Origin of the sequence: Enterococcus sp. 9E7_DIV0242 (genome assembly GCF_002140975.2) — a bacterium.
Taxonomy (GTDB): domain Bacteria; phylum Bacillota; class Bacilli; order Lactobacillales; family Enterococcaceae; genus Enterococcus_L; species Enterococcus_L clewellii.
The window spans coordinates 2775623-2797861 of sequence record NZ_CP147247.1 but is presented as its reverse complement, the minus strand read 5'-3'; the positions used below and the strand labels follow the sequence as shown (position 1 = coordinate 2797861).

Annotated in this window: 36 protein-coding genes and 1 pseudogene; 1 reads left to right on the top strand and 36 read right to left on the bottom strand. The window is 40.0% G+C overall.

The window, feature by feature from the left end; genetic code table 11:
* Position 1 precedes the first annotated feature (1 nt).
* From A5888_RS13370 to A5888_RS13215, 32 genes are all read right to left on the bottom strand, one after another.
* Positions 2-232, bottom strand: coding sequence for a DUF5361 domain-containing protein (locus A5888_RS13370; RefSeq protein ID WP_339101651.1), 231 nt, complete (start codon positions 230-232; stop codon positions 2-4).
* 149 nt (positions 233-381) lie between these two features.
* Complete coding sequence (locus tag A5888_RS13365) at positions 382-645, bottom strand: hypothetical protein (RefSeq protein ID WP_086348535.1); 264 nt, start codon at positions 643-645, stop codon at positions 382-384.
* Between the two features lie 39 nt (positions 646-684).
* A complete protein-coding gene (locus A5888_RS13360; RefSeq protein ID WP_249274448.1) occupies positions 685-1347 on the bottom strand; it encodes a hypothetical protein in 663 nt (220 codons plus the stop codon).
* A 166-nt stretch (positions 1348-1513) separates the two neighbouring features.
* Positions 1514-2074: a phage tail protein gene (locus tag A5888_RS13355; RefSeq protein WP_086348533.1), complete on the bottom strand. Its 561-nt coding sequence runs from the start codon at positions 2072-2074 to the stop codon at positions 1514-1516.
* 17 nt (positions 2075-2091) lie between these two features.
* Entirely contained in the window at positions 2092-2427 is a 336-nt protein-coding gene (locus A5888_RS13350) for a hypothetical protein (RefSeq protein ID WP_086348532.1), read from the bottom strand.
* Positions 2428-2616 (bottom strand): hypothetical protein, encoded by a 189-nt coding sequence (locus tag A5888_RS13345; RefSeq protein ID WP_170924756.1) that lies wholly within the window; start codon positions 2614-2616, stop codon positions 2428-2430. It lies immediately after the preceding gene.
* Positions 2617-2659: 43 nt separating this feature from the next.
* Positions 2660-2998: a hypothetical protein gene (locus tag A5888_RS13340; protein WP_086348530.1), complete on the bottom strand. Its 339-nt coding sequence runs from the start codon at positions 2996-2998 to the stop codon at positions 2660-2662.
* Positions 2985-3380, bottom strand: a complete 396-nt coding sequence (locus A5888_RS13335) for a phage Gp19/Gp15/Gp42 family protein (protein ID WP_086348529.1) — start codon at positions 3378-3380, stop codon at positions 2985-2987. Before A5888_RS13335 ends, A5888_RS13340 begins: the two co-directional genes overlap by 14 nt.
* Before the next feature lie 4 nt (positions 3381-3384).
* Positions 3385-3681 (bottom strand): hypothetical protein, encoded by a 297-nt coding sequence (locus tag A5888_RS13330; protein ID WP_086348528.1) that lies wholly within the window; start codon positions 3679-3681, stop codon positions 3385-3387.
* A gap of 2 nt (positions 3682-3683) precedes the next feature.
* Entirely contained in the window at positions 3684-4583 is a 900-nt protein-coding gene (locus tag A5888_RS13325; protein ID WP_339101650.1) for a phage major capsid protein, read from the bottom strand.
* Between the two features lie 6 nt (positions 4584-4589).
* Positions 4590-5066 carry a capsid assembly scaffolding protein Gp46 family protein gene (locus A5888_RS13320; RefSeq protein WP_339101649.1) on the bottom strand — a complete coding sequence of 159 codons (477 nt, stop codon included), beginning with the start codon at positions 5064-5066 and terminating at the stop codon, positions 4590-4592.
* A 78-nt stretch (positions 5067-5144) separates the two neighbouring features.
* The gene (locus A5888_RS13315; RefSeq protein ID WP_086348526.1) at positions 5145-6554 is read right to left on the bottom strand and encodes a DEAD/DEAH box helicase family protein; all 1410 of its coding nucleotides are present in this window, start codon (positions 6552-6554) and stop codon (positions 5145-5147) included.
* Positions 6555-6633: 79 nt separating this feature from the next.
* Positions 6634-6876, bottom strand: a complete 243-nt coding sequence (locus A5888_RS13310; protein ID WP_086348525.1) for a hypothetical protein — start codon at positions 6874-6876, stop codon at positions 6634-6636.
* Positions 6877-6882: 6 nt separating this feature from the next.
* On the bottom strand, positions 6883-8427 hold the full coding sequence (locus A5888_RS13305; RefSeq protein ID WP_249274447.1) for a hypothetical protein: 1545 nt from the start codon (positions 8425-8427) through the stop codon (positions 6883-6885).
* Positions 8427-9656 (bottom strand): phage portal protein, encoded by a 1230-nt coding sequence (locus A5888_RS13300; protein ID WP_086348524.1) that lies wholly within the window; start codon positions 9654-9656, stop codon positions 8427-8429. Before A5888_RS13300 ends, A5888_RS13305 begins: the two co-directional genes overlap by 1 nt.
* Before the next feature lie 128 nt (positions 9657-9784).
* Positions 9785-10126 (bottom strand): HNH endonuclease, encoded by a 342-nt coding sequence (locus A5888_RS13295; RefSeq protein ID WP_086348523.1) that lies wholly within the window; start codon positions 10124-10126, stop codon positions 9785-9787.
* Between the two features lie 410 nt (positions 10127-10536).
* The gene (locus A5888_RS13290) at positions 10537-10956 is read right to left on the bottom strand and encodes a transcriptional regulator (RefSeq protein WP_086348522.1); all 420 of its coding nucleotides are present in this window, start codon (positions 10954-10956) and stop codon (positions 10537-10539) included.
* An 83-nt stretch (positions 10957-11039) separates the two neighbouring features.
* On the bottom strand, positions 11040-11288 hold the full coding sequence (locus tag A5888_RS13285) for a hypothetical protein (RefSeq protein ID WP_086348521.1): 249 nt from the start codon (positions 11286-11288) through the stop codon (positions 11040-11042).
* A gap of 33 nt (positions 11289-11321) precedes the next feature.
* Entirely contained in the window at positions 11322-12104 is a 783-nt protein-coding gene (locus tag A5888_RS13280; protein ID WP_086348520.1) for a DNA adenine methylase, read from the bottom strand.
* Positions 12101-13051: a DNA cytosine methyltransferase gene (locus A5888_RS13275; protein ID WP_249274446.1), complete on the bottom strand. Its 951-nt coding sequence runs from the start codon at positions 13049-13051 to the stop codon at positions 12101-12103. The genes A5888_RS13280 and A5888_RS13275 overlap by 4 nt, the downstream gene beginning before the upstream one ends.
* A gap of 35 nt (positions 13052-13086) precedes the next feature.
* Positions 13087-13275, bottom strand: a complete 189-nt coding sequence (locus tag A5888_RS13270; protein ID WP_086348519.1) for a hypothetical protein — start codon at positions 13273-13275, stop codon at positions 13087-13089.
* Positions 13276-13393: 118 nt separating this feature from the next.
* On the bottom strand, positions 13394-14245 hold the full coding sequence (locus A5888_RS13265) for a DUF7167 family protein (RefSeq protein WP_086348518.1): 852 nt from the start codon (positions 14243-14245) through the stop codon (positions 13394-13396).
* Positions 14246-14322: 77 nt separating this feature from the next.
* On the bottom strand, positions 14323-14577 hold the full coding sequence (locus A5888_RS13260; protein ID WP_086348517.1) for a hypothetical protein: 255 nt from the start codon (positions 14575-14577) through the stop codon (positions 14323-14325).
* Positions 14574-15509 carry a DUF1642 domain-containing protein gene (locus A5888_RS13255; RefSeq protein ID WP_086348516.1) on the bottom strand — a complete coding sequence of 312 codons (936 nt, stop codon included), beginning with the start codon at positions 15507-15509 and terminating at the stop codon, positions 14574-14576. Before A5888_RS13255 ends, A5888_RS13260 begins: the two co-directional genes overlap by 4 nt.
* 11 nt (positions 15510-15520) lie before the next feature.
* Positions 15521-15700, bottom strand: a complete 180-nt coding sequence (locus A5888_RS13250) for a hypothetical protein (protein WP_086348515.1) — start codon at positions 15698-15700, stop codon at positions 15521-15523.
* The gene (locus A5888_RS13245; protein ID WP_086348514.1) at positions 15697-16077 is read right to left on the bottom strand and encodes a YopX family protein; all 381 of its coding nucleotides are present in this window, start codon (positions 16075-16077) and stop codon (positions 15697-15699) included. The genes A5888_RS13250 and A5888_RS13245 overlap by 4 nt, the downstream gene beginning before the upstream one ends.
* Positions 16074-16370: a hypothetical protein gene (locus A5888_RS13240; protein WP_086348513.1), complete on the bottom strand. Its 297-nt coding sequence runs from the start codon at positions 16368-16370 to the stop codon at positions 16074-16076. Before A5888_RS13240 ends, A5888_RS13245 begins: the two co-directional genes overlap by 4 nt.
* Complete coding sequence (locus A5888_RS13235) at positions 16367-16669, bottom strand: hypothetical protein (protein ID WP_086348512.1); 303 nt, start codon at positions 16667-16669, stop codon at positions 16367-16369. Before A5888_RS13235 ends, A5888_RS13240 begins: the two co-directional genes overlap by 4 nt.
* Positions 16670-16963 (bottom strand): hypothetical protein, encoded by a 294-nt coding sequence (locus A5888_RS13230; RefSeq protein WP_086348511.1) that lies wholly within the window; start codon positions 16961-16963, stop codon positions 16670-16672.
* A gap of 15 nt (positions 16964-16978) precedes the next feature.
* Positions 16979-17482: a single-stranded DNA-binding protein gene (gene ssb, locus A5888_RS13225; protein ID WP_086348510.1), complete on the bottom strand. Its 504-nt coding sequence runs from the start codon at positions 17480-17482 to the stop codon at positions 16979-16981.
* Entirely contained in the window at positions 17475-17852 is a 378-nt protein-coding gene (locus tag A5888_RS13220; protein ID WP_249274445.1) for a hypothetical protein, read from the bottom strand. Before A5888_RS13220 ends, ssb begins: the two co-directional genes overlap by 8 nt.
* A gap of 3 nt (positions 17853-17855) precedes the next feature.
* Positions 17856-18725: a phage replisome organizer N-terminal domain-containing protein gene (locus A5888_RS13215; RefSeq protein ID WP_086348509.1), complete on the bottom strand. Its 870-nt coding sequence runs from the start codon at positions 18723-18725 to the stop codon at positions 17856-17858.
* 66 nt (positions 18726-18791) lie between these two features.
* On the opposite strand from A5888_RS13215, the gene A5888_RS13210 reads away from it, so the two are divergent.
* Complete coding sequence (locus A5888_RS13210) at positions 18792-18980, top strand: hypothetical protein (protein WP_086348508.1); 189 nt, start codon at positions 18792-18794, stop codon at positions 18978-18980.
* A 17-nt stretch (positions 18981-18997) separates the two neighbouring features.
* Here the strand turns inward: A5888_RS13210 and A5888_RS13205 are convergent, their stop codons facing one another.
* From A5888_RS13205 to istA, 4 genes and pseudogenes are all read right to left on the bottom strand, one after another.
* Positions 18998-19684 carry a putative HNHc nuclease gene (locus A5888_RS13205; RefSeq protein ID WP_086348507.1) on the bottom strand — a complete coding sequence of 229 codons (687 nt, stop codon included), beginning with the start codon at positions 19682-19684 and terminating at the stop codon, positions 18998-19000.
* Positions 19681-19959: pseudogene (locus A5888_RS13200) on the bottom strand (DUF1071 domain-containing protein); the annotation flags it as partial. The gene A5888_RS13205 and the pseudogene A5888_RS13200, both read right to left, overlap by 4 nt.
* Positions 19960-20006: 47 nt before the next feature.
* Complete coding sequence (gene istB, locus A5888_RS13195) at positions 20007-20738, bottom strand: IS21-like element helper ATPase IstB (protein ID WP_086347227.1); 732 nt, start codon at positions 20736-20738, stop codon at positions 20007-20009.
* Complete coding sequence (istA, locus tag A5888_RS13190) at positions 20735-22189, bottom strand: IS21 family transposase (protein WP_086348506.1); 1455 nt, start codon at positions 22187-22189, stop codon at positions 20735-20737. Before istA ends, istB begins: the two co-directional genes overlap by 4 nt.
* Positions 22190-22239 lie beyond the last annotated feature (50 nt).

The window sequence follows — 22239 nt, the reverse complement described above, 5'->3', positions numbered from 1 at the left end:
CCTAATCTATACCTTCTAATAATTTTCGTCTTGTCTTTTCAAATTCCTCGCTAGAGTTAAATACGATTTCTTCTTTTTTGACTGGTGGTTTTCCGCTAAGTGAATCTAAAATGAATTTCGGTTTGTTCTTTCCTCTTTGGCCGTCTTTAGTTTCCGACCATACGAGCACACTCAACCTATCAGCGATACCAGCCAACAATGTAGTTTCTAAAGGAACTATTTGATTATTCATTTTCATTTTGATCCGCGAATTATCCCTTAAACCACAAGAAAAAACAGCTACCTTAGTTGGAGGTAACTGTTTGTAATCATATATATTATACGTTTCTGCAAGATCGCACATTAATGATTCTTCATCAAAACGTATCATGCTAGCAAGGATTAAGAGTTTTTTAGCTTAGGATTATTCAAAACTTCTCCAAACTCTTCGATCATTTTTGTTGCTGGAACAAAACCATCTTTTGTTCTTAAATGCTCTTTCAGTTTTTCCGTTTGTTCCTTACCGAATAGCATTTTCAAAAGTTTTGGTAATACGGTTGGATTCTCTTCTACTTCTCCAATCAGTTCAATAAACTCATAGTCTTCAACCCGTTCTTTTTGAATTTTATAGCTAAATCCTGACTTCGTTTTACCTGTAATAATCATTCTGTTTTCCTCCCTAAACGAAAAGAAGACTAGCGTCTGCTAATCTTCTTCCACTAGTATTGTTAGTTCTAAGTTTGCGTAGTCAATGTTTAATACACTTGCTGTTATACCGTCACTGGCTGTAGCACTTGCTAAAATATAAACATTGCCGTCCGCCATCAGCAATCTTCCATCGGTGTAGGTACCTGTTACACGTTGTACCGCGTTTGAATCACCAACATTCGCTGCTATCCAAACAGATCCCGCTCGTCTGTGTACAGTAATTTTGTTACCTGTTGCACCACTACTGAAACCATAAACGTTGAATGTCATGGACTTTTGTTTCTCTAAAATCAGACTCACTTTTTCAGCTATCGTTGTTGCATTACTATCAACAAAATAGTTCTTATCGTACCTCTCAATAGCTTCAGTGACATCGAAAGAGAATAACGCTTGTGCAATTTTTTCGTTATCAGAGGTGGATGATTTGCTGACTGAGTTGTCTAATTCTGCAATAGCGTTATAACTATTTTGTGTGAATTCACTCCACAGAGATGAGGCAGGGTTTTGCAGATTTGCATGAGCAACATTTTTAGCAATATGCGGATTCTCGACCACGCTTCCAGCCATCTTCCCATTAAAATCACATGCAATAGTTACTTCTTTATACGTGATTTCTTTTGTAGCGAACGTTACTTCTTCACTCTCTCCGCCTCTGTTCACAACTTTTACTGTATACTCTGTGTTGCTCTCTAAATCCTCTATGATATGCGGAGAAGTAACGCCCTCAGCTATCACTATGTCATTTAGTAAAACATCCCCATTTGCGCCTAACCATTCAATTATTGCGCTATTTTTAGCTATGTCAAAAACGATCAGGTTTTGGGGTTTAACTGGGTGTAGGCTTTTGCATGTAATCGTAATGCGTGTTCCCAGCGTTATCTGCAATAGCTTTTAAAGTTGTTTCATATCCTACAGCGTCAGTATCTGTATACGTAATCTCTCCCAGTTCGGATACTTTTCCGTTAGGAACAACAATTCGCTTCAAGACTCCGCCCTTTAAAACCATATCGACAACAATTATATGTTCCTCTAACGTAATAGAATTTGCTTTAATTGCAATCCCTGTATCTAAGTCTCCCGTCACGTTATCATTTCCGTACACTTCTTTCAGTACATCAACGTTTGTGGACTCAATCAAAGTATAAGTGAATGTGTCTGTTTTCTCCGTTTCTACAGAAGCGACGATATCGCCGCCCCATGCTTTGATATCTTCACTAGACATTGAGTTAGCATTTGTCAATCCGTCTTCTGAGACATAACCCAGGCTCTTGAATGCCGCATCTAACTCAGCGATTGCCGTCGTTGGTAATTTTGTTCCTAGTGGCGCGGAATAGATAGCCCCTCCAATTTTAGGTTTTGCTGTCGAAACATTTTCTGCTTTTGCCATGTGTTTTTTCCTCCTGATTAATAATGATTGATATCAAATACCGCTTGATATCTGTATTCTTTCGTCGTTGTATCTGTGTAGTTGTAGTCACTGTTTAATTTAATACCGCTGATTTCATCAAGAACGATCATGTCCTCAACTGCCTCTTTTAATTCCTCATTTAGCTTTGCAGCCTCATACATGGATTCCGCATAACTTTGAAAAGCAAAGGTCGAAGACGGCAAATAATTACTTTTTGCGCCGCCTGTCTTTTCTAAGAGAACGAAGCGATCCGGAGATTCTGCAGGACGTTCTAAAAAAGACGGTACAGACAAATGACTATCAAGAAATTGTTTTATCACAAGTTCAATCATCTATCGTACCGCCTTTAAAATTGTGTTGTTCTTCATATTATCCCTTTTCGCTCTGTAGGTTTCAGCGCTGACCATCGCATTTGCCCGATTCTGTCCGACATAGATATCTTGTTCATATCCATCGCCGCAGCGGTTCCTAATGCCTGTTGCTTTATCTGATAGCACCTTTTGCATTGCTTCTGACTTCATCAGTTCAGCAACACCGGCTCGATTCAATTCAAAACCTTTTTTATTACTCAAAGCGTTCCACCATCACTTTCTTATTCCAGTCAAGCGGTATAAGGTCCTCGATACCTTCAAGCGGTATTCCAAATGTACGCCAACGTTTACCGAAAAATAAGACTTCTTTATCTTCCCATTCATGGGTATCAGTTTTAGGAATAGCTAATGTATAAACAGCCTTTTTCCCCGTAAGATTTTGCTGGTTTACCACATCGTCAGAAGAAACCGGGCTAATAAGTACATTATCAACATCGATCTGCTGATTCTCATAAATCGGCCTGTCAAATGGATCAACTCCCACTTTTACCTTATCGACTAATTGAATGGTTATTCCTTTAATCTTTCCCATAAAAATCAATCACTCCATATCGTTGACGGCGTAGCCCTAAACGATTAAGTTCAGAAGTCTTTATAAACAAGCCACCGCCGGGTACTAGATAAGAACCTGAAACACTATAGCCTAATGCGCCCTCTGCGAACTGTGTCATAGGCTCTTGATCAGTTGAGGTCATAAGTGTTCGCGCGACCACATCAACGGTCACAGATCGCACGACATTAGCAAATGAAGGACGTTCCTTTACCATCTCGTCTAAATCTCTGCCGACTTTGAAAGCTTCCTCGCGTAACGAGTCGGAAATGACAGAAAGCAACGCTCCTGCCCTTTCCTTTTCGTCAGCTTTTAGCGGCCGCCACAATTTTTCTATATCGTCCAATGTAGCAAAATCACTCATGTGATCACTTCCCTTGCTGCATCATCAAATCATATAGCTCTTGTTTCTTTGCTTGCGGATTATATTCAACTTCAAAGGCATCCAGCTCCTGCATAATCTGCTTTTTAGTAATTTCATCTGGTGCAGTATTGATTAATTCTGCTTCTTCTGGTTGTTCGTCTTCAATGATGACTTTTTTATCATCTGCAGAAGTTACTTCGATATTTTTTTTAGCGTAATCGCTGGATAGTACCCAATTACCACCACTAATTTTACAAGGACTACTAAAAGTAGCCCCTGTCTTTGTATTTTTATATTCCATGGTTAATTACCTCCTGCAGCTGGTTTAATGATACGAGCAAATGAGGTTTCGTCTAAAATTCCCCATCCTAAGAATGTTTCTGAGCGCAGATAAACCTGGTTGTACCCTTTCAAGTCTTGTCCGCTGTTATCCGGATCGCCGTACTTGATGACTTCTAACGGAATTTCTTTTGCAAATCCCCATTGGAAATAATTAACGAAATCCCCAATAATCGCAACATCACTTGTGCCACCAGATACAGTGTTGTTAATATCCGCTTTTAGTCCATTGATAGAACCCGGATTAGCGCCCCAAGCCAGCTCAGGGAATAAACGAATATTCGTATCGCCCCCAGTGCGCATTGCAGCAAGTGCAGCAGAAAAAGCAGGATCGGCAGCTAAACCAGTAACTACGCCTTCCTCTCCTTGAATCATCGATACTGCAGCTTCGATATTTGCGTCTGGATCAGCTTGTGAAAATTCGACTGTCTGAGTTACCTTGCTGTCAAAGTGATTTGTTCCGATTACAGTTGATGCTGCGCCGCTACGTGGATTAATCCCATGAAACGCCATTAAATCAATACCACGCGCTAATTTCTTAGCATAACCTTCGTTAAATGATTTGATTACATCAATTTTCTTTTCTTCTGAGGAATAAATAAACTCGTCAGAAACACGTGCGCCATACTCTACCTTGATAGGCACCATTTTAACGGGTGCGATTGACACGCCGCCGTGTGTTTTCTTCCCATTTTCTGCCACAATATCGATTTCAGAATCCATTGTGAAAATAAACTCTGTTTTTCCATCAAATGGGATTGCCTCTTGTTGCGATAGAATGGCTAAAGAACTTTTTCCCTTTACCTTGTTAATCAAATCTGTTACTAATTCCGGTTCAAATAGACTACCTCTTGATAATGTCATAATAAATTACTCTCCTTCTGTGTTTAAATTGTTTATTAATGATTTATAGGCATTGTCTTTCTCATCGCCTAAAGGTTTCTCGGTGTTTTTCAATGGTGGTACTGCGTTTTTTGGCTTAACGAATGCGGCCAGTCGCTCAGCATCCGCTTTTAAAGTTTCTTCGTTATCTCCAACGAGTCTATCTGCTAAATCAAACGGCAAACCGTTCTGCAAAGCGATTTTTGTGCGTAAATTTGCTGTTTCATAGCCAGCAAGTTTCCCGTTCAATTCGCTCAATTGTTTGTCGTAATCTGCAGCGCTTGTTTTCGATTCTTCAATAGCCGTTTGCAATGTACCAACCTGTTTTTCTAAATCCGCATTGCGTGTTTTGATTTCCTCGTAATCGGAAAATTGTTTTTCTAATGATTCCTTTTGACGAGTCAATCTGTCCTGGATAATTCGGTCCAGTTCCTCTTGCGTTTCAATTGCTTTAAATTCTGACATAATAAAAATCCTTTCCCAGCTTACCCGGCTGTCTCGGTAATTTTTTGTATTAAAAAAGCGGCTCTAAAATAGAGTCGCTTAATACCTAACTTGTTGTTTTTTCTTAGGCTTAACATTGCTGCAAGCCCAATGTGCTAATAAAGCACTATCCATTAAACTAATGTCCATATCATCAAACTGTGACTTATACCCAAAACCGCCGTTCGTACCAATGTTTCGTTTTTCGGAGTTGGTTACTACTGCAGTGAGCGACGGTTGATCCGTGTGACAGATACCCTTTTGGAATATTCCCTGCTCCCATGCTGAGTTTGCAGCGATGATTTCTGAAACTTTTGGTAAAATCGGCGGTTTCAGTTTAAAATCTTTCATTTCACTTGAAAGAATGTTTTGTCCAGCCGCTCCGTCAATCGCCACACTCGCAACATCTGCATTTTTTAGAAAGTTAATGATCCATTGATTCCCATTCCGTACAGATTGACAATCGATCGATTCAACAAAGATTTTTCCTGACAGGGTACGCACCGCAATGCTCATAGAAACATTCGCGCCATCGTTACCGTACTTTATACCAACATGCAATGGACCTTTTAAGCTTGGCAAAGCTTTAACTTTCAACGCTTGCCACTCAGTTTCTGAAATAGCTGATTTTTGATTGTATTTAGGCCAATAACCAAGACGTTGAACGTTATGATCAAGCTTATCCTCGCCTAGCTCCGCCTCTATCTTACGTTCATTTAAATGATAGCCCATCGATGGATTAGAGTTGTACCAAGCTTCTATATCATTAATGTCTTTTTCTTCATCAACTGACCATTCAGCCCAACCAGAATATTTCCCCTGCCCAAACAGGATTTTTTCCCGATAACTAGTAAATACAGTTCCACTAGAAACTGGTGTCGGTGGTGTACCACACATGATCGTCATAGGATTGTCGCTATCAGTGACCGTGTACTTCAACGCTGATTCTTGCTCTGTTGTGTACTCTTGAGCTTCGTCAATAACTAGCAAATCAAATCCTTCACCCAGCCCACCTGATGATGTTCTAGTACGGAATTGGATAACCCCTCCGCTCTTATACAGTTCTAAGCGTTCCTGCCCTTTGGCTTTTATAGAATTAAAATCCTCGCCTTCGACATAGCCCATATCTTCAAGATACTTTTTCATCTTTTCGAATGAAGAATGAGACGTGCTAATTCTGTGCGCTGTATGCAGAGTGTTTAATCCCTCTTCTAGTGCCCAAAGTTCAACCATATATACTATTTCTGTTTTACCATTTCGCCGCGGAATTGAAAAACCGTATTTTTGGTGTACCCACAAGCCGTCGTCATCAATTGCCATAATAGGTTCTAATAAATTTAGCTGCCACTCGTAACATTTACGACCAGTTTTTTCATAATAGCCTATCGCTTTTTGACATAGACTGTGTTCGTATGGAATAATTACCGATTGAGTAGGATGCTGATTACCAAATCGCACTTTAGTAGTCATAGCTTACCCCTTTCAATCCTGTTCAGCATGGTAACCCTATCGCTGGGTACAAAAAAAGCACTTAGCTTTCGCTGAGCGCTTAGAAAATTATTTTTTCCCATGATTCGATTGGAATTTCTTCAATGGGTGTATTCGTATCAATAGCTTGCTGAACATCCTCGGCCATAGCCTTTATACCTGCTTCCAATTCTTCTGGATGGTCAGCTATGTTTAACGGATTCCACCAGCCTATTATATTGTCTGGAATATCCATATTGAAATGATTCCGATAATTCTGTTTTAGCGTATCCGCTTCTTTGAAAAGCTTGTCAACTTCATTCATCGTTTATCATCCTTTCAATATCATTCCAATAATCAAATTTAAATACTCCGGATCGTCCGCTATACTTTTATAAAACCATACATCATCTTTGCTGATCTCAAAAAGTTGTCCGTTGCCGGGTTCGTATATACTTTCTAGCCCCATACTTAATACTTCGCTGGCGTATTGATATTCTTTCCCAATATATGGGCTTATGAAATTATCTCGTTTAGCATATTCGCTGTATCTATAGCCAAATTTAGGAAATATTTCCGTAAGACTAGTTTTGGCTTCTCCCTCAGTTCTATATGCGACAAACTCTTTGCTTATTCGCAACAAATCAGGATTAAGATGTTCCACCAAGTGACCTATTTCATGATAAGCAGTCGTTTTCCTCGTGCCATCAGCATAAATGCTCAAACCTTCCCCCGGCCTTGCCCCTCTCAGTAGCTGCCTGCCGCTAGAATTGCGTAATTCTCCGGAGAAAAAACCTCTATTTGTCTTTCCTGCAAATAATCTTTGATTATTTTGTTCTAGCAAATCTGCCCAATCTTTCGGATAATAGGAAAATGCTTCCTCTAGCTGGGCTTTAACTGTTTTGTTAGACCTATTATACCATGTTTCTTTTGGTATTTTGCCTGACATTGGCCTGAAATTACTGAATATTTCGGTTAATTTCTCTTTATCCCCTAATAAGCTATCGATTTTATACAGGTCATTCACTTGTTCCCCTATGCTGATTAACTCGTGAGGTGTAGCCGTCTTGATATTAATATCTCTTATACGTCTCTTTAGCGCTTCGGTTCTCAATGTTTTGTCGTCTTTTGCATTAAGATTCTTTCGATTTTCTTTTTCTTCTTTCTTCTTCGAGTTCCTCCAAAACTTCGACCATACGTCTTGCTTTCTTCCGTCGCCTGGATCGTATTCTACTGTACAGTGACAACGTTCATGTCTGCGGTAAATATCATCCGGCGCATCCTCATAGTCATATGATCCAGCAAGTTTCTGACACCACTTACAGGCGTGACCTGATACTCTGCGAGTTATCTTCGGTTTGAGTCCTGACCTAGATTGAAAGCTCGCGTTTTTTTCGATGGAATCATCCACGATACTCTGACTAAAATTTACTATAGGATCATCAAGAATCCACTTGATCGCCTCAAAATCATCCTCAGAAGAAACACGGTTCACAATTCCATCGATACGATCCTGATTTAATTCTGGAACCTGTGCTTTTAACCTCAAATTTGCATTTTGGTTAAGTTGAGTTTGTACATCATAAGCAAAGCCAGAAATTAAATCGTGATTTTTCTTCATAGTCGGGTTTAGCAGCCTGTCAGCAATGTTATAGTGCATTTTCCCATCCGGTAAGCTGGCAGCAGTAAGATTTTTCGCTAAAACATCAGCTAGTATGTCGCCTACCTCAATCGCAAATCCGTTCACATCGAGATACGTTGCCTTATTTTCTTTCAACATAGCTACAGCTTTTTTTAAGTTGGCACTGTTTGAGGCTCGGATGTCAAACTGACTTTCAATAGATTCTAAGAGGTCCGGTACAACATCCTGAACCATTAACCATCAGCTCCTTTCAACCCTGTTAGGTCTCTAATTGTCTCGCCATTTACATACCCCGGAACAGCTTGATTAAGTTTGACTGCTCCATCTCCAACAAGACCTAATGTATTCGCGTCTGCTTCAAAAAGAGGCTCCCATTTCGGCTTTGTATTCATAAATTGGCTTCTTGCAAATGGGTGGTCATCTCTTAAGCAAGCTGCTATATAGGCGACATTCAATAAACCGGAACCTAGACTACGTTGTGCTTTCCGTCCGGCAAGTCGTAAATTCTCATGACTCGCCTTGATTGCTTCAACGCTGGACGGATTGTCAGACACAAACCCCAAGTCATCTAATGTTAGCCCTGCTTCTCCTGCAAACCCAGCAGCAGCAGTCTTTAATTGCTCGGTAAATGGTGTCATGCTTGACGTTGTGAACTGTCCTAACTTCGGAGATTCCCCGTTCTCGTCTTGGGTAAACTGCAGCATACTTGTAACTGTAGCTCTCCAACTATCCAATGGCTCAGACTCACTACTCAACCCGACTACCCATTTTTGCGGAAACGAGTAAAATTCTGCTGTGATATCTGCGCGCTCTAACGTTCGTTTAGCATAGCGTTGATAGTACATCCCGGCTCGTGTAATGCGAGAACGCCCAAAAGGTCTAACTGCATCCGGGCGATGAATGATAGGCACTAGCAGCGGATGCGGAACGTTGCTTTCGATTGTTGAAGCCTCTTTATCGTCAATGTAATAAATTGTCTTTCCGGGTAAAAAATGCGCTTCCGAAATTGGCGCTCCTTTGTCATCTCTATCCAATACAGCATAACCTTCTGTTAACAGCCCCGTGATAGGATCAATTATCCCAGTCGCATTGCTTGCTTCGATGACTTGCAGCCTTACGTTGCCATCTTCTCCTTGTGAGATATAGACAAAACTACAAGAAGCGATTAGCGCAGATAGAACAACACTGTCAAAAAATACGTCCGGGTTATTATCTTGGAAAATTTCATTTACCATAAAATCGTCATTCGTAAATTCACGAAATACCAAACGATCCGCTAAGCTGTCTACGCCTTTAGCACACCAACCTAAAATCGATCGATAGCGTATTCTTATTTCTTCGGGAATAGTAACGCCCATTAATGGATCAGTGTATTTCATAGCGTATTGCTCATAACGCATATCCACTCTTTTTTTGCGTGAATTCAGCTTTGTTCTTAGATATCCAATACCTTTTTCTTCCACTTTTTCAGCTCCTTTCAATGTCGCGCGAGAAAATATGTACAGTGACGGCGTGAACCTCGGCCGCAAGCGCGGGTAGGGTAGTACCCCCCTGTCTATTTCTCGTCGCTCTTGTCCTTAATCATGGACTTCTACGATGAATAAGAAGACCAATCAATTGATTGTGGTAAGTTCCTATTACCTAATACTTTTGTTCCTTGTTGTTCTTGTTGCTTGTTGTTGAATAGTTTGTCAGACTTCTGTCTGTTGCATGTCCAATGAGCGAGCTGCAGGTTAGCAATGTCCGATGGATGCCCACCTTTGCTGACTGGTACTATATGATCGACCACCGCTGACATTGGATCAGGAGACTTCAATCGTTTATCTATTGGGTGCCCACATATACCACAGGTGTTCTCTGTCTTGAGTAGTCTCTTCTTATTCTTCTCAAAGGCTACTCTGTGCGGTCCTTGTCTATCTGCTCTTGCTGTCATCTGGTTTTCTCCTCTCCGTGGGGCGGCTAGAATAAAAGGCCCCCGGTCAGTTCCTTAATCAAAGCAAAAAGACCGCCTAAGCGATCTAATTAACAGCGTATGCAAGAATCGAACTTGCTTTATTCGCCAGATACACCGCAGCCATACCGGCCTTCTAATTCCTGTCCTCGCTTGGTACTCAGAGAGTGCGAGGTTCTGTTCATTTAATCGCTCACAGATTGATGTAGATTTAAGTAGAAGGAATACACCTACCTTAATTTTATTTTGGAATAAGTTCAATCTGCGAGCGACTACAAGCTAAACATCAACAGAGCTTTTCCTGTTTACGTGATCTCCTGTGATGTTTAAACTTTTTGATACTACCATTTTATCAAGGAAATTAGGGTCGAAAGTGCAAAGAAAGTGCAAATTTACATATTTAAATTAAGTTTGCTTGCTACTTCTTTAAAGAAGTCATCTCTTAAATCGAATGCTTTTCTCCTACTGCAGTATATCAACCCATTCACAACCAATCCTTGCATTGTATATTTCGGGCGTTTCTTCATGTACAACTCTCTAATAATCACTTCTGTGTCCTTATCAAACTCTTCTAAGGTATCAGCAACGGCTCTCTTGTTCCTCTCAAGGCCTGCCAATCTCTTATCCTGCTCAATCGTAATCATCAGATTATCTTGAACATCATAACTGGCTTTTGTTCCCTTGATGTCTCTATTGATGTCAGACTCACGATATGGATAACGTAGTTCTTCTTCACGTTTTCGAATATGTTCGTCTGTCTCCGGATAATCCGCTAGGATATCCTTGATATAATTAAACGTTGATTTTCTCAAATCGTCAGTCTCCTTTCTTCTCTCTATAAGCAACATACACAAACATCGCAATAATTCCGACTGCCAGTAACGTGATAAACATGCTATAGCTCATTACGTTTCACTCTTTCGTTTAGTTCTGCGTTGATTGTGTCCATTATTGGACAATCGCGATATTTCTCGATCAACGATTGCTCGACCTCTTTAAATTCATTAACTTGATTTCTAATATGCTTAAGCACTGTATCAGCCGGCAATACTTGAATTTCAAACAATTCTAACTGCCGACATACAGACTCCATAGACGCAGTAGCATTTTTATACATTTCCTTTTCAAATTCAGTTAATTCCATTCTCTCGACCTCCTCTTAGTTATATACGCAGTTTTATAGCAAAGTCATTTGACCGCTTGGCTCGTAGTTCATCCATAAGACTTCTGTGCGACTCTGGCCACCTTCTGCCTGAGCATTGATATAGACTTTATAGCAGTCTTTCAATATCTCGTCATACAGTTCGTTGGCATAGCCGGAAAGAATAAACTTTCCTTCAAAATCTCTAAGGACTTCTAAAAGTTCTGGTTGCTGCTCGTCTTCCATGTCAGTTTCATAATATCGACATTTACGGGTTGAAAGCAGATAAGGTGGATCAACATATGCGAAAACGTCTTTTCTACTGTAACGCTGTAGCAGTTTGACTGCATCTTGATTTTCTATCTGTGCATCTTTTAGTCGGTCAGCTACTTCCATGATTCTTTCCGGTATCTCATTCCATTCGTGGAGTTTACCGCCGATCTTGTCAATGTTTGAACGCCAACCGCTCTTATGCCTCTGAACTCCTCCGACAGTCTGCCATGATTGAACTAGGAACTTTCTAGCCCTTTCTAATTCACTTCCGCCATCTTTATCGCTCAATTGTTGTTCTTGTCTGCTATGTGGTGTGAGGTAGGTAAGTTTCGCCAACTGCTCCGGTTGCTCTCTACAAACCTTGAAAAAGTTATACACTCGTTCATTCAAGTCGTTGATTGTTTCAATCTGCGATCGGTCCTTTGAGAAGAACACTGCGCCACTGCCGAAAAACGGTTCAAGGTAAGTTGTGTGTGGTGGAATATTTTCTATGATGATATCAGCGAGCCGCCATTTGCTACCTGGATAGTTTAGTATTCGTTTCATAGCAGCACCTCGAAAATACTTTCAAATATCGGTACCGGTATACTGTTGCCACTCTGTTTATAAAGAGGCATGATAAACCGCCCTCTCCGTTCATGTACTGACGCTGCTTTGTAGAAATCTTCATCACTATACCCTTGCAACCGCCAGCATTCCAATTCTGTGAGATATCTGTAATGATCCCCACAATCAATAATTTGCGCTGGACTTCGGTCTTGTCTCGTGGTGATAGTATAGGCGAAATCTTCAATAATAGTCGCCCTCTTAATCCCTTTCTTGCCTATCACTGATAGTATGCTCGGCTGAGTGACCGTATAAACTTCTTTTACGCTATTGCTATCTTCCAAAAAAGATGCGATATTTTTCATTGGTGTTTTTCCCAATAATTCAAAGTTAAATTGTTGTCCTAGCGTAGAGATAATAAAAACTCTTTCCCTCGCTTGTGGTAGTCCAAAATCGCGAGCATCCAGAACCTTGAAACTATTCGAATACCCCATTCGTTCCATCTCCTCAAGATATCTGTTGAAGTTCTTTCGCATCCGTTTATGAAGCACGCCTTTTACATTCTCCCAAATCACAACTGGCGGACGCCATTTTCCGAACTGCTGAATAATTCTGATTGTTTCCCACATAAGGCTTGATCGGGTTTCGCTTCCTTCGTCGGCTCCTTTTTGTAAACCGGCAATACTGATATCTTGGCATGGGCTGCCATGTACGAGAATATCAGGCTTCAAATTCCATCCCACAACAGATTGAGTTGTATATTTTTGATGTTCAGAAAACATCGCGTTGTAGCTTCTTACTGCCTTTTCGTCTTTTTCAACATAATCAATTGACTTTGTTTTTATGCCTAAATTCAATAAGGCTTTAAATGGCGATCCAATACCGCCGAACAATTCTAAAATCTGTAGTGTCATATTATTCACAAAAGGAGTAAAGATATCTTTCATGCCGGCCGGCAAACCTCCGACTCCTTTCGATTTATTTAGTCAATAAGCTTCCATGCTCTCGCTTGCAGTTCATAGTGGTATTTATTATCACGCAGATAACTCAATCGTTGTTGGACTGCATTTATTACATTTTCATTTGTAATTCCTGTTAGTTCTTTCTCCAGCTCGTCAATTTCTTCTTGATGATCCGCTATGAAACCTAAGATATTTTCTTTGTTCAACATTGTTACTCCCCTTTCTTTCTCAAAACAATCGCTTGGCAAATATTCAAAATTGCGTAATACATCATGAATACGATGAAAACCGTGAGTATAGGATGCTCTCCCATGAATTCAAATATGTTCATCCCCTAGCCTCCTGCGTTGCTGCTTCCAGTTCTTCCGCTGTCATAAAGATCACGCATTCAGATACAGGAAATTCTAACTCTGCATCGTGATCGCCTATAAAGGGTACATCATTTCTAGAATAAACATCTTTGACTCTGAAAACTGTTCGTATTTTAGTCACTAATGCAAAATCGAAGACTTCAAACTCATTCAGCTTTCTACCTTTGCTGTGAAAATGCTCTGCACGTTTGAAGAGTGCGATTTCCTCTGTGGTTGCTGGTCTATCTCCTGTAAGATCATAACCAAAAAATAAATCAGTGATAATCACTCTTTCCTTGGTTAACAAAATAACATCTATAGTTTCACTCGATCCATTAATTTTCTCGATTCTGTAAACCATCGCCCTTTTGGCATCGGTGTAATACTCCCCGACTTTTGCTTCTTGAACGGCTGGCTTAAAATCTTCTTCATTCCATCCCCAACTAACATTATTATTGAATATATCGCGCGCAATCTCCTCGGCTTCTTCTCTTGAAGTCTGAGCTGATACTTCCAATTCATCAGTAATATCTCCGTTTGCATAGCCAGTTTCAATGTGAACTTTAACTTTCTTCTGTTCTGTCATCGTCAGTCCTCCTATGCTCTTGCCTGTATTCCTTTTAAAATACTCAAGAATCACATCTCCCGTTACTTCGATTTCTGTATCTAAAAAGTCCTTCTTAGTTGCATCGACGATATGTGCGCAGTTTCCGCAATCCTCGCCATATTCATTTTTAGACCACTCACACGCCTGTTCAGCTGTAGCAGCTACTACATAATCACAATCATCGACATGGTATACATTTGCTCTTGATAGATTTACTTTCATTGTTTTTCCTCCTTAGTGGCACGTGCATTTACTACACGTACCACTTTTATTGTGGCTATTTCCATTTTGGAAACAGTTCATTTTTCGTCATCAAAATCTGTTCCACTGTGTTCTTCAAATGAAAATGTACCTTCCGGATTCTCAAACCATCCAGAAGCGGTGTCTAGCTTTGCGAGAATCACTTGGTAGCCCTCATCGCTTTCGTCTATTTCTGAAAAATCACCTGACGTATAGAACTCAACAGCCTCTTCATAGACAGGCAAACATTCCTCTCTACTTCCGATGCATTCTATATCTCCATCTGGTGAATACACTAACCAACGCCCATTCATTTTGTTTCCTCCTCTATTTCTTCTGCAAGTGACCAAACATTCTTATTTAGCGCCTTAATCTCTTTCTCAGTAAAATGCTGCTCCCAATACCCTTCATTGTTGGATTCAAAATCAACCTCGTATTCCTTCCCTTTTCTAAAAAGAATTTGTCGATCATCTTCTGATTCAATAAATATCACCATGTATTTCGGTTCCTGCTTTGTTGTGTAGTTACCAGTAATCCAAGCACGACACAGCAAATCAAAATTATCAGCAATCCAGCAGTACACACTGTCATCAAAAATTTCTTCGGAAGAATCGCAATCGCTATAATATTCCTCGGTTAGCATATATTGAAGTGAATCATAGTTTTTCATTGTTGCGACGATGAATCCCGGTAGTTTGACAGGCTTGTTCTGCCTTTTAATTTCAGCTGCTACACCCACTTGGAACAGCTCAATGATCTTATGAGCATATTTGATACTTATTTCCACAGAGTTTTCGCTGTCGACTAAATACTCATCGTGAAACTCAGTCATAATCAAGATGACATCATCTTCATCCCATTCGGCATCACTCAGTTCATCAAACTTATCAGCTTTCTTCTGCAGCTCTTCCTGCTCTGCTTGCAGCACTGAAGGTGGGCCATATTTGATAACCTCGTCTAACACTTCATCAGCTGATTTATTACAAGCACTTTTGAAGCTTTTTTGAAGATTATTGTATTTTACAGAATCATCAATCACATCAAGTGTATCGGTGATGCTGAGTCGCGTTTCTTCCTGTCCCACTCGGATTTCTTCAAAATCATCAATTACTTCCTTAAGAAGTTCTGCCTCTCTCTTGATCTCAGGAATTTTAGAAGCCATGCATGCTCGTTTTCCTTTTATATAGCTCATGCAATTTTCAAATTTTGCTTTGTATTTCCCTATATTTTCATCTACCTTACTCATTTCTCAGCCTCCTAAAAATCTGTTTTATAAATATCCTTGATGAAATCTATCTGTTTTTCAATTGATTCTAAAACACCCGTCATCATAAAATCATCTGTAGCGACCAGCTCAGATACATCGTTGGATAGTTTTTGAATCATTTTGAAATACAGGATAATTTCTTTGTCGTTTTCAGTTAAATCCTCATTCATAGCAACTCAGGATTTTCGCATATGTTGCCGATGACTTCATAATCGCTTTTGTGATGAATATTTAGAGATATAGTTGCTGTTCCATCATCAAGTCTGAATTGACAATACTTATCACTCCACACAACAAGGGCTATAATCCCGCCAAAACGGACGTAATCTTTTTCATAAATCTCCACGTCGTTCTTGTCTTTTGTGCCTGTGTATTGCATGAGTTCAACTTGCTCCAACTCATAAAAATCAGTACATGTTCCGCAATCCACATTGCCGCATCCTGATACTTCAACCGGCTGCTCTTCCAGACTAGAGAATTCTAGACTATGAACAGGGAACATCTTTTTAGTATCTTTTACAAATGCCCGAAACTTTATTTCTCTCATTCCACTTCACTCCTCATAAACTTATGCACGCTATCATCAAACATATCGTCAAAGGCTGCTTTTGCTTCTGAGGTATCAACTTCCACTGTAACCTCTAAACCCCATTCACAAAATTCTCTCAACACTTCGAACTCTTCTTCATCATTGAATTTTCGATAGTTTTCAGCTACATCCTCCGGCAATTCTGCCCCGAAGTGTTCCCAGCCAAAGCGGGTAAATATTAGGAACGGCGGGTTCTTTTCGGTGTGCAACTTCTTAAGATAATTTAATACTACTTTTTGATGTTCTTTCATTCCGCTTCACTCTCCAAATAGTAAATATTGTCCGTCACAGTAGATTTGTTATCACTGTACATATCCATATTTACCCAGTTATTTTTCTTGATATCATAAATCAGCTCGTTATTGTGATTAACGAACCATTCGTTCGTTACAATTTTTCTGCCTTCTTTATCCAGGAACATTAAAGGACTCGATGTACATGCAAATGCTCTGACTAGTTTTCCGTCTATAACATCGCCACAATTATTTTTAGGTTTATCAGCTGTGTAAATTAATCTTAGATGTTCAATGTCTCTGATTCGTTTAATCATTCAATCGTCCTCCTCTACAAACTCAAATCGTCGCCCTAGCTTGTCTTTTGTTCTATGATCCAGACAATATTTAATACCTGTTTCCGACTTTCCAGTATGTCGAGCACACTCAGAAATTGTCCGATAATCTTTATATTTACCATTCTTGTAGATGATTCTTACCTTGACACCTTTTCTGCCAACTTTTCCAGATTCTTTAGAGACTGCTCGAACAATTTCCAACGCTCTTTCGTCTCTCATTTCCGCTGCTAAACAGTTCTCTTTAAACAATTCTCTTTTTAGTTTTTTATCCATTTGTAGGCACCTCTCTTAAAACGGTAAATCATCTGATTCATCTGAACTATCAGTGTCGTTACCAGCGAATTCCGGAACTTCCGTTCCCGGTAATGTCCCTTGTGCTCCATGAGCTTGTTGGAAGCTCTCTGGCGTGTTCTGCTGTTGCGTTTGGCTAAATCCCCGTGAAGCTCCTTCGGCGCCTCTCTGCTCATTCTGTGAGCGAGATTCTAGTAACTGAAAATTCTCAACTACAACCTCAGTGACGTAAACTCTTTGACCTTGCGGATTGTCATAGGATCGTGTCTGTATTCTGCCAACTACTCCAAGCAACGTACCTTTTCGTGAATAGTTCGCTAAAGTTTCAGCAGGTTTACGCCATATTACACAATTGATGAAATCGGCTTCATGGTTTCCACTTGCATTCGTGAAGTTTCTGTTTACTGCTAGTGTAAAAGTAGCGACCGCTGAGCCGCTGCTGGTATATCGTAAATCGGGATCTTTGGTGAGACGCCCGACTAGAACAACATTGTTAATCATCGTGTTCAACCTCCTCACAAGTTCCGTATAAAATAGCTACTGCTACCTCTCCGCCACGATCAGCATGGTAAGTATCTCGCCATTGCTTGAATTCTTCTGTTACTGGTAGCCATTCTTCATAGGCACCAAAAGCAAACTCTTTTTTCCATTCTTCTTCGTCATATGCAAGAATGCAGTTAAGACATCCGAAAAAGTTCATGCCATCCTCTCTGTATTTCGTGAAAAATCGGATTCGTTCTTTTACAAATTCCGGCATAACGGCTTCCGGCAACTTAATGGACTGTTTCCCGTCCTCTTCAACGATTTGAAATCCATATATGTTTTTCATGCTTTGTTTTAGCGTTTCCATGCTTCCTAATTCTTTTGTCATTTCTTAGTTCCTCCCTCTGCGGTTTAGAAAGTCTTCCATCTGCTTATCTATCTTTGCTTGCTGTTCTGCAGATAGCTTTTCCTCTGGTACCGGATTAGCTATCGAATCAGGTATCTTCTCTTGTCTGATTGGCTGTCGGTTACTAAATACTCGTTGTGGTAACTGATTGTCTCGTTTAGCCCACTGTCTGATTGTTGCTAAATAATTTTTGTAGCTCTTGCCTGTAGAAGCACAGTAGCCAGAAACTTTTTCTATCCGCTGCTCCCAATCATTTGGGAACTCTTCTTTTAATTTTTCCATGTCTTGATCTGACAAAAGAACATTTTGATATTCGCCATATTTATGACGAGTAGGTTTAGGCTTCTTGGAAGTCGGTTCTTTTTTCTTTATATCTAACTCTTTCTCTAACTCTATATCTAACTCTTTCTCTAACTCTATACTCTGGGCGACATTTTCGGGACGTTGTCCGGACACTTTCTGGACATTGTCCACTTTAGCTCTTTGAAGCCTCTTTTGTTTTGCATATTCTGTCTCTGTTCCCACTAGTTCGTTTAGTTGATTTAGATAGATTTCTCCATCATTAAGAATCTGTATTAACCCTATTTTTTCGAATAAATCCATAGCTACTTTAATTGTATCTGGACTTGAATTCGTGACTCTCGCTAACGTTTCAGCGTCATACGGAATCATCATATTTCCAACGTTTCTAGCTAACACGCCATCAGTTTTTAAAGATTTTAAACACAGCTTCAAATAGATTAAGCAGTGTTCTTTCCCGTTTGGCTGCTCTTCTAGCCACGTGATAGTATCTTCTTCAAAAAAATTTTCTTTAAGTTTTAGCCAGTAGTAACGCTTCTTTTGCTTATCAGACAATTTTGTTCCCCTTTCCTTTTTTTATTCAAAATGGTATTTTTAAAATAAAACAAACGAGGTGTTCTTATGTTAGTTAAAGAATTAATTGCACATTTAGAAAAAATGGATGAAAATTCAACTGTCAATTTGGAAATTAAAACAAAAATAGACCCTGATGATGGAGAATTTCCTACTTCGGCTTCAATTCAAACAATTGAATTTGGCAATGGTAAAGTGCTTTTGAAGGGCGATGATGAATTGGTTGAATGGGATTGATTCCCATTCTTCTTTTTTTATTCAACTTCAAATTGTTCCACCTGTTTCTTGGACATCAGACCTAAACGAATCAACGTATCGCTTTTCAATTTGATTGGCGCTACATGATGATGTTGCATGAATTCCGTCAGCCCTCTAACATGAATCTCGTTATGATGTTCTCTGCATAAACTGATAAACTTCGACTTGAGATGATTCACATTTCGGCGGTTGTTACCCATACCGACAAAGTTCACGGCGTGGTGTATGTCAGCGTGCTCTTTCCCACAAACTGCACACACTCGCTTTCTGATGCAGCTATACAGATAAAAGCTCGTATTCTCAGGCAACGGCTCAAAGCCTTTTCTGAACGGTATTCGATGTTCAAACATAAATGAAATTAAATAGCTTAGAAATGCTGTTGCGACCTCAACGGTCGTATCTGCTAAAGAAAACTCAATTCCCGTTGTACTCTCGAATCCGTTTTTCATGTAACCCTTTATAATGTCCGGAGGCGAGCCTGTGAAAATTGCTATATCTTCAAAGATTGCATAAGCCATTTTTCTTTGGTCTGCGCGTATTTCACGTTGATCGTGTACATTTACTTCGATTAATGGTTGAGCGCCGTCAGAAAGAGTCTGCAACCTTCTGATATCCGATTCATCATCAAGGGAAAGAGTAATTTCTTTCCCTGATATTTTGGTTACTTTTCCGAATAGTTTCATTGTTCATCAACTGGATTCTTGTACTGCTCTTCAAGCCAATTCATACCACGCTTTAACGTTCCCAAGTCTCCCTTGGTCCATTTAAAATCATCAGCAGTAATTTTAGCGGTCTCAGTTAAGAGAGTCAGCGCTTCATCAGCTGTTTTCTCGTACTTAGATGCAAGCTTTTCCAATGCACCATGAAAAATTTTTTTACTTCTTTCGCTTGCTAAGTCCAACATAGAGATATCTTCCGGCATGTCTTCTCCGGCATAAATATAGAGACCTATGTTAAACGCAACTGAAAAAGGGGCCACTGGATGATTCAAAAAGGGGCCAAAAATTAGTTTAGCCATTTCTTTGTATCTTCTACACGAAAAGATGGACCACTGAGATCCAACACATGAGCCCGATGGGCCAAACGGTCCACCATTGCTGCTGTAAGCATTGGATCTTTAAAGGTTTCTTCCCAGCGATCGAAGGACAGGTTCGTCGTGATGATCATCGAGCCGGCAGTCGTTCGATTCGAGAGAAGATTAAAGAGAATCTCGCTTCCTATTTGATCAAATGACACATAACCTAATTCATCTAGAATAACTAAGTCGTATTTGCCAAACCGGCGCTTATAAAAATTCAACTGGTTCGCACTCATGGATTCTTTTAGTTCGATGACCAAGTTAGGGATATTCGTAAAGAGGACACTTTTTCCGGAAAGACAGGCTTCCATTCCGAGAACAGTTGCTAAATGGGTTTTCCCAACGCCAGGATTGCCCATTAAAATAAGATTCTCTTTTTGATCGATGAATCGTAATGTTTTCAACTCTTTGATTTGTTTCTTCATTTTCACTTCTAAATGACTGTCCATGTAGTCATCGAACGTCACTTTACTTGGCAATTTTGATTGACGAATCAGTGTTTGAATCCGATTGTTTTGCCGCTGTTCAATCTCTAACGTAAGCAGCTGTGTAAGAAACTCCTCAAAATTTTGATCCAGGTCGATCGCTTGCTGGAGTAAAGTGGAATAGTTTTTCTTCAGATAAGGTAATTTTAATTGCTTGGCATATGCTTCGATCATTTATTGGCCGCCTTTCTCACTTGGTGGATCAGATTATATTCCTGCAGTTGGTTTCTCGCTTCATTTACCGCTCGACTAGGTGGTGTTTTAGAGACCTTATGGTCTTTCAACGCTTCTTCTTCTAACTGGATGATCAATTGATCCAAAGAGATACTTAAATGATTTTCAATAAATTGAAGAAATCTACGCGGGGTCTTTTGATAATACTGAAGAAAACAATGCCGCAACTTAGGTGTCTTCTTCAAAACAAGCGAGTGTTCCAATGACTTAGGCTTCCGTAAAAAAGTCGTTAAATAATGACGAATATCGATCGAGTATTGCTTTTCTCCCTTCTGAATAAGGTGTGTCGCGATAATCTGGCTGGAACCGACAATTTTCAGTTCATTGAGATAACGTTTCACGATGACTTTCTGACCAACCAGATAATCTGGAACGGAATAGTAGTTGCCATTCACATGGACAAAACTATATTTATCTACGGTTTGCTTTGTAGTGATACCGTAGTCATAAAATCCTCGGAGCGGCTGTAATTGTGCCTGTTCCACAGCGATCGTCGAGTCTAAGTTTAATTCAAGTATAGCTTGATCTAAATGTTTTTGGGCATGTCCAATCGATTCAAACTCATACTGTTTTGTGAACGCTTTTCGGCGTAAAACCTGCACACTTTTCTCTACGTGTCCCTTTTCATGGCCGCTGAAGGGATTGGTCACCACTGGCTCAAAGCGATAATAAAGAGCCATTTTCACTAACTCGTCATTGAGTTCCTTCTCATGTCGGCCGACAAAGCGTTTCACTACGTTTCGCATATTGTCATAAACAACCGTAGAGTAAACACCCTGAAGCTGTTCAAAGAAACAAATATGGGCATCCAAGAAAACCTGTTGGTTGGCAGATTCATAGAGCTTTCCCCAGCGGTAACCAGAAGCTGGGCAAGAGAATACCGCGATCGTCAATGTTCTCTTTTGTTGGTTGATCAGACATTTTACTTCACCAAAATCAAACTCGGTTCGATAACCCAATGGGTAAAGCTGCTTGATATACGCCTCTTTTTTTGCTTGAAGTTTTTCTCGAATATATGGACGTAATGTACTCTGTCCAATATCAAACCCTTCTGATACCAACATTTCGTGAATCGCTACAGTGGTCAATCGTTGTTTATGAGGACCAAGCTGTTTGGCTTTTAATTGATCAAATGCGAGAATTTCTTCGACCCGTTGGTCGATTTCAGGTGTATATTTTCTAGGTTGCCTATTCTCTGTTTGATAAGTTGGTGGAGCCGTTAACTGCTCTTTTTTTATCGGATTGGCAGGATCTTGTTCCAATGATCGTTGTGCTGCTTGATACTGCCGCCAGTAACGACCAACAGTTTTTCGATTGAGACCCAGTTCTTTCGCAACAGAACGTTGAGAACGGCCACCTTCCAGCAGACGAATGATTGTTAATTTATCCATAAAAGTTATCACTCCAAGACCTCCAATAAGTAAATTGATTCTTTACTTAT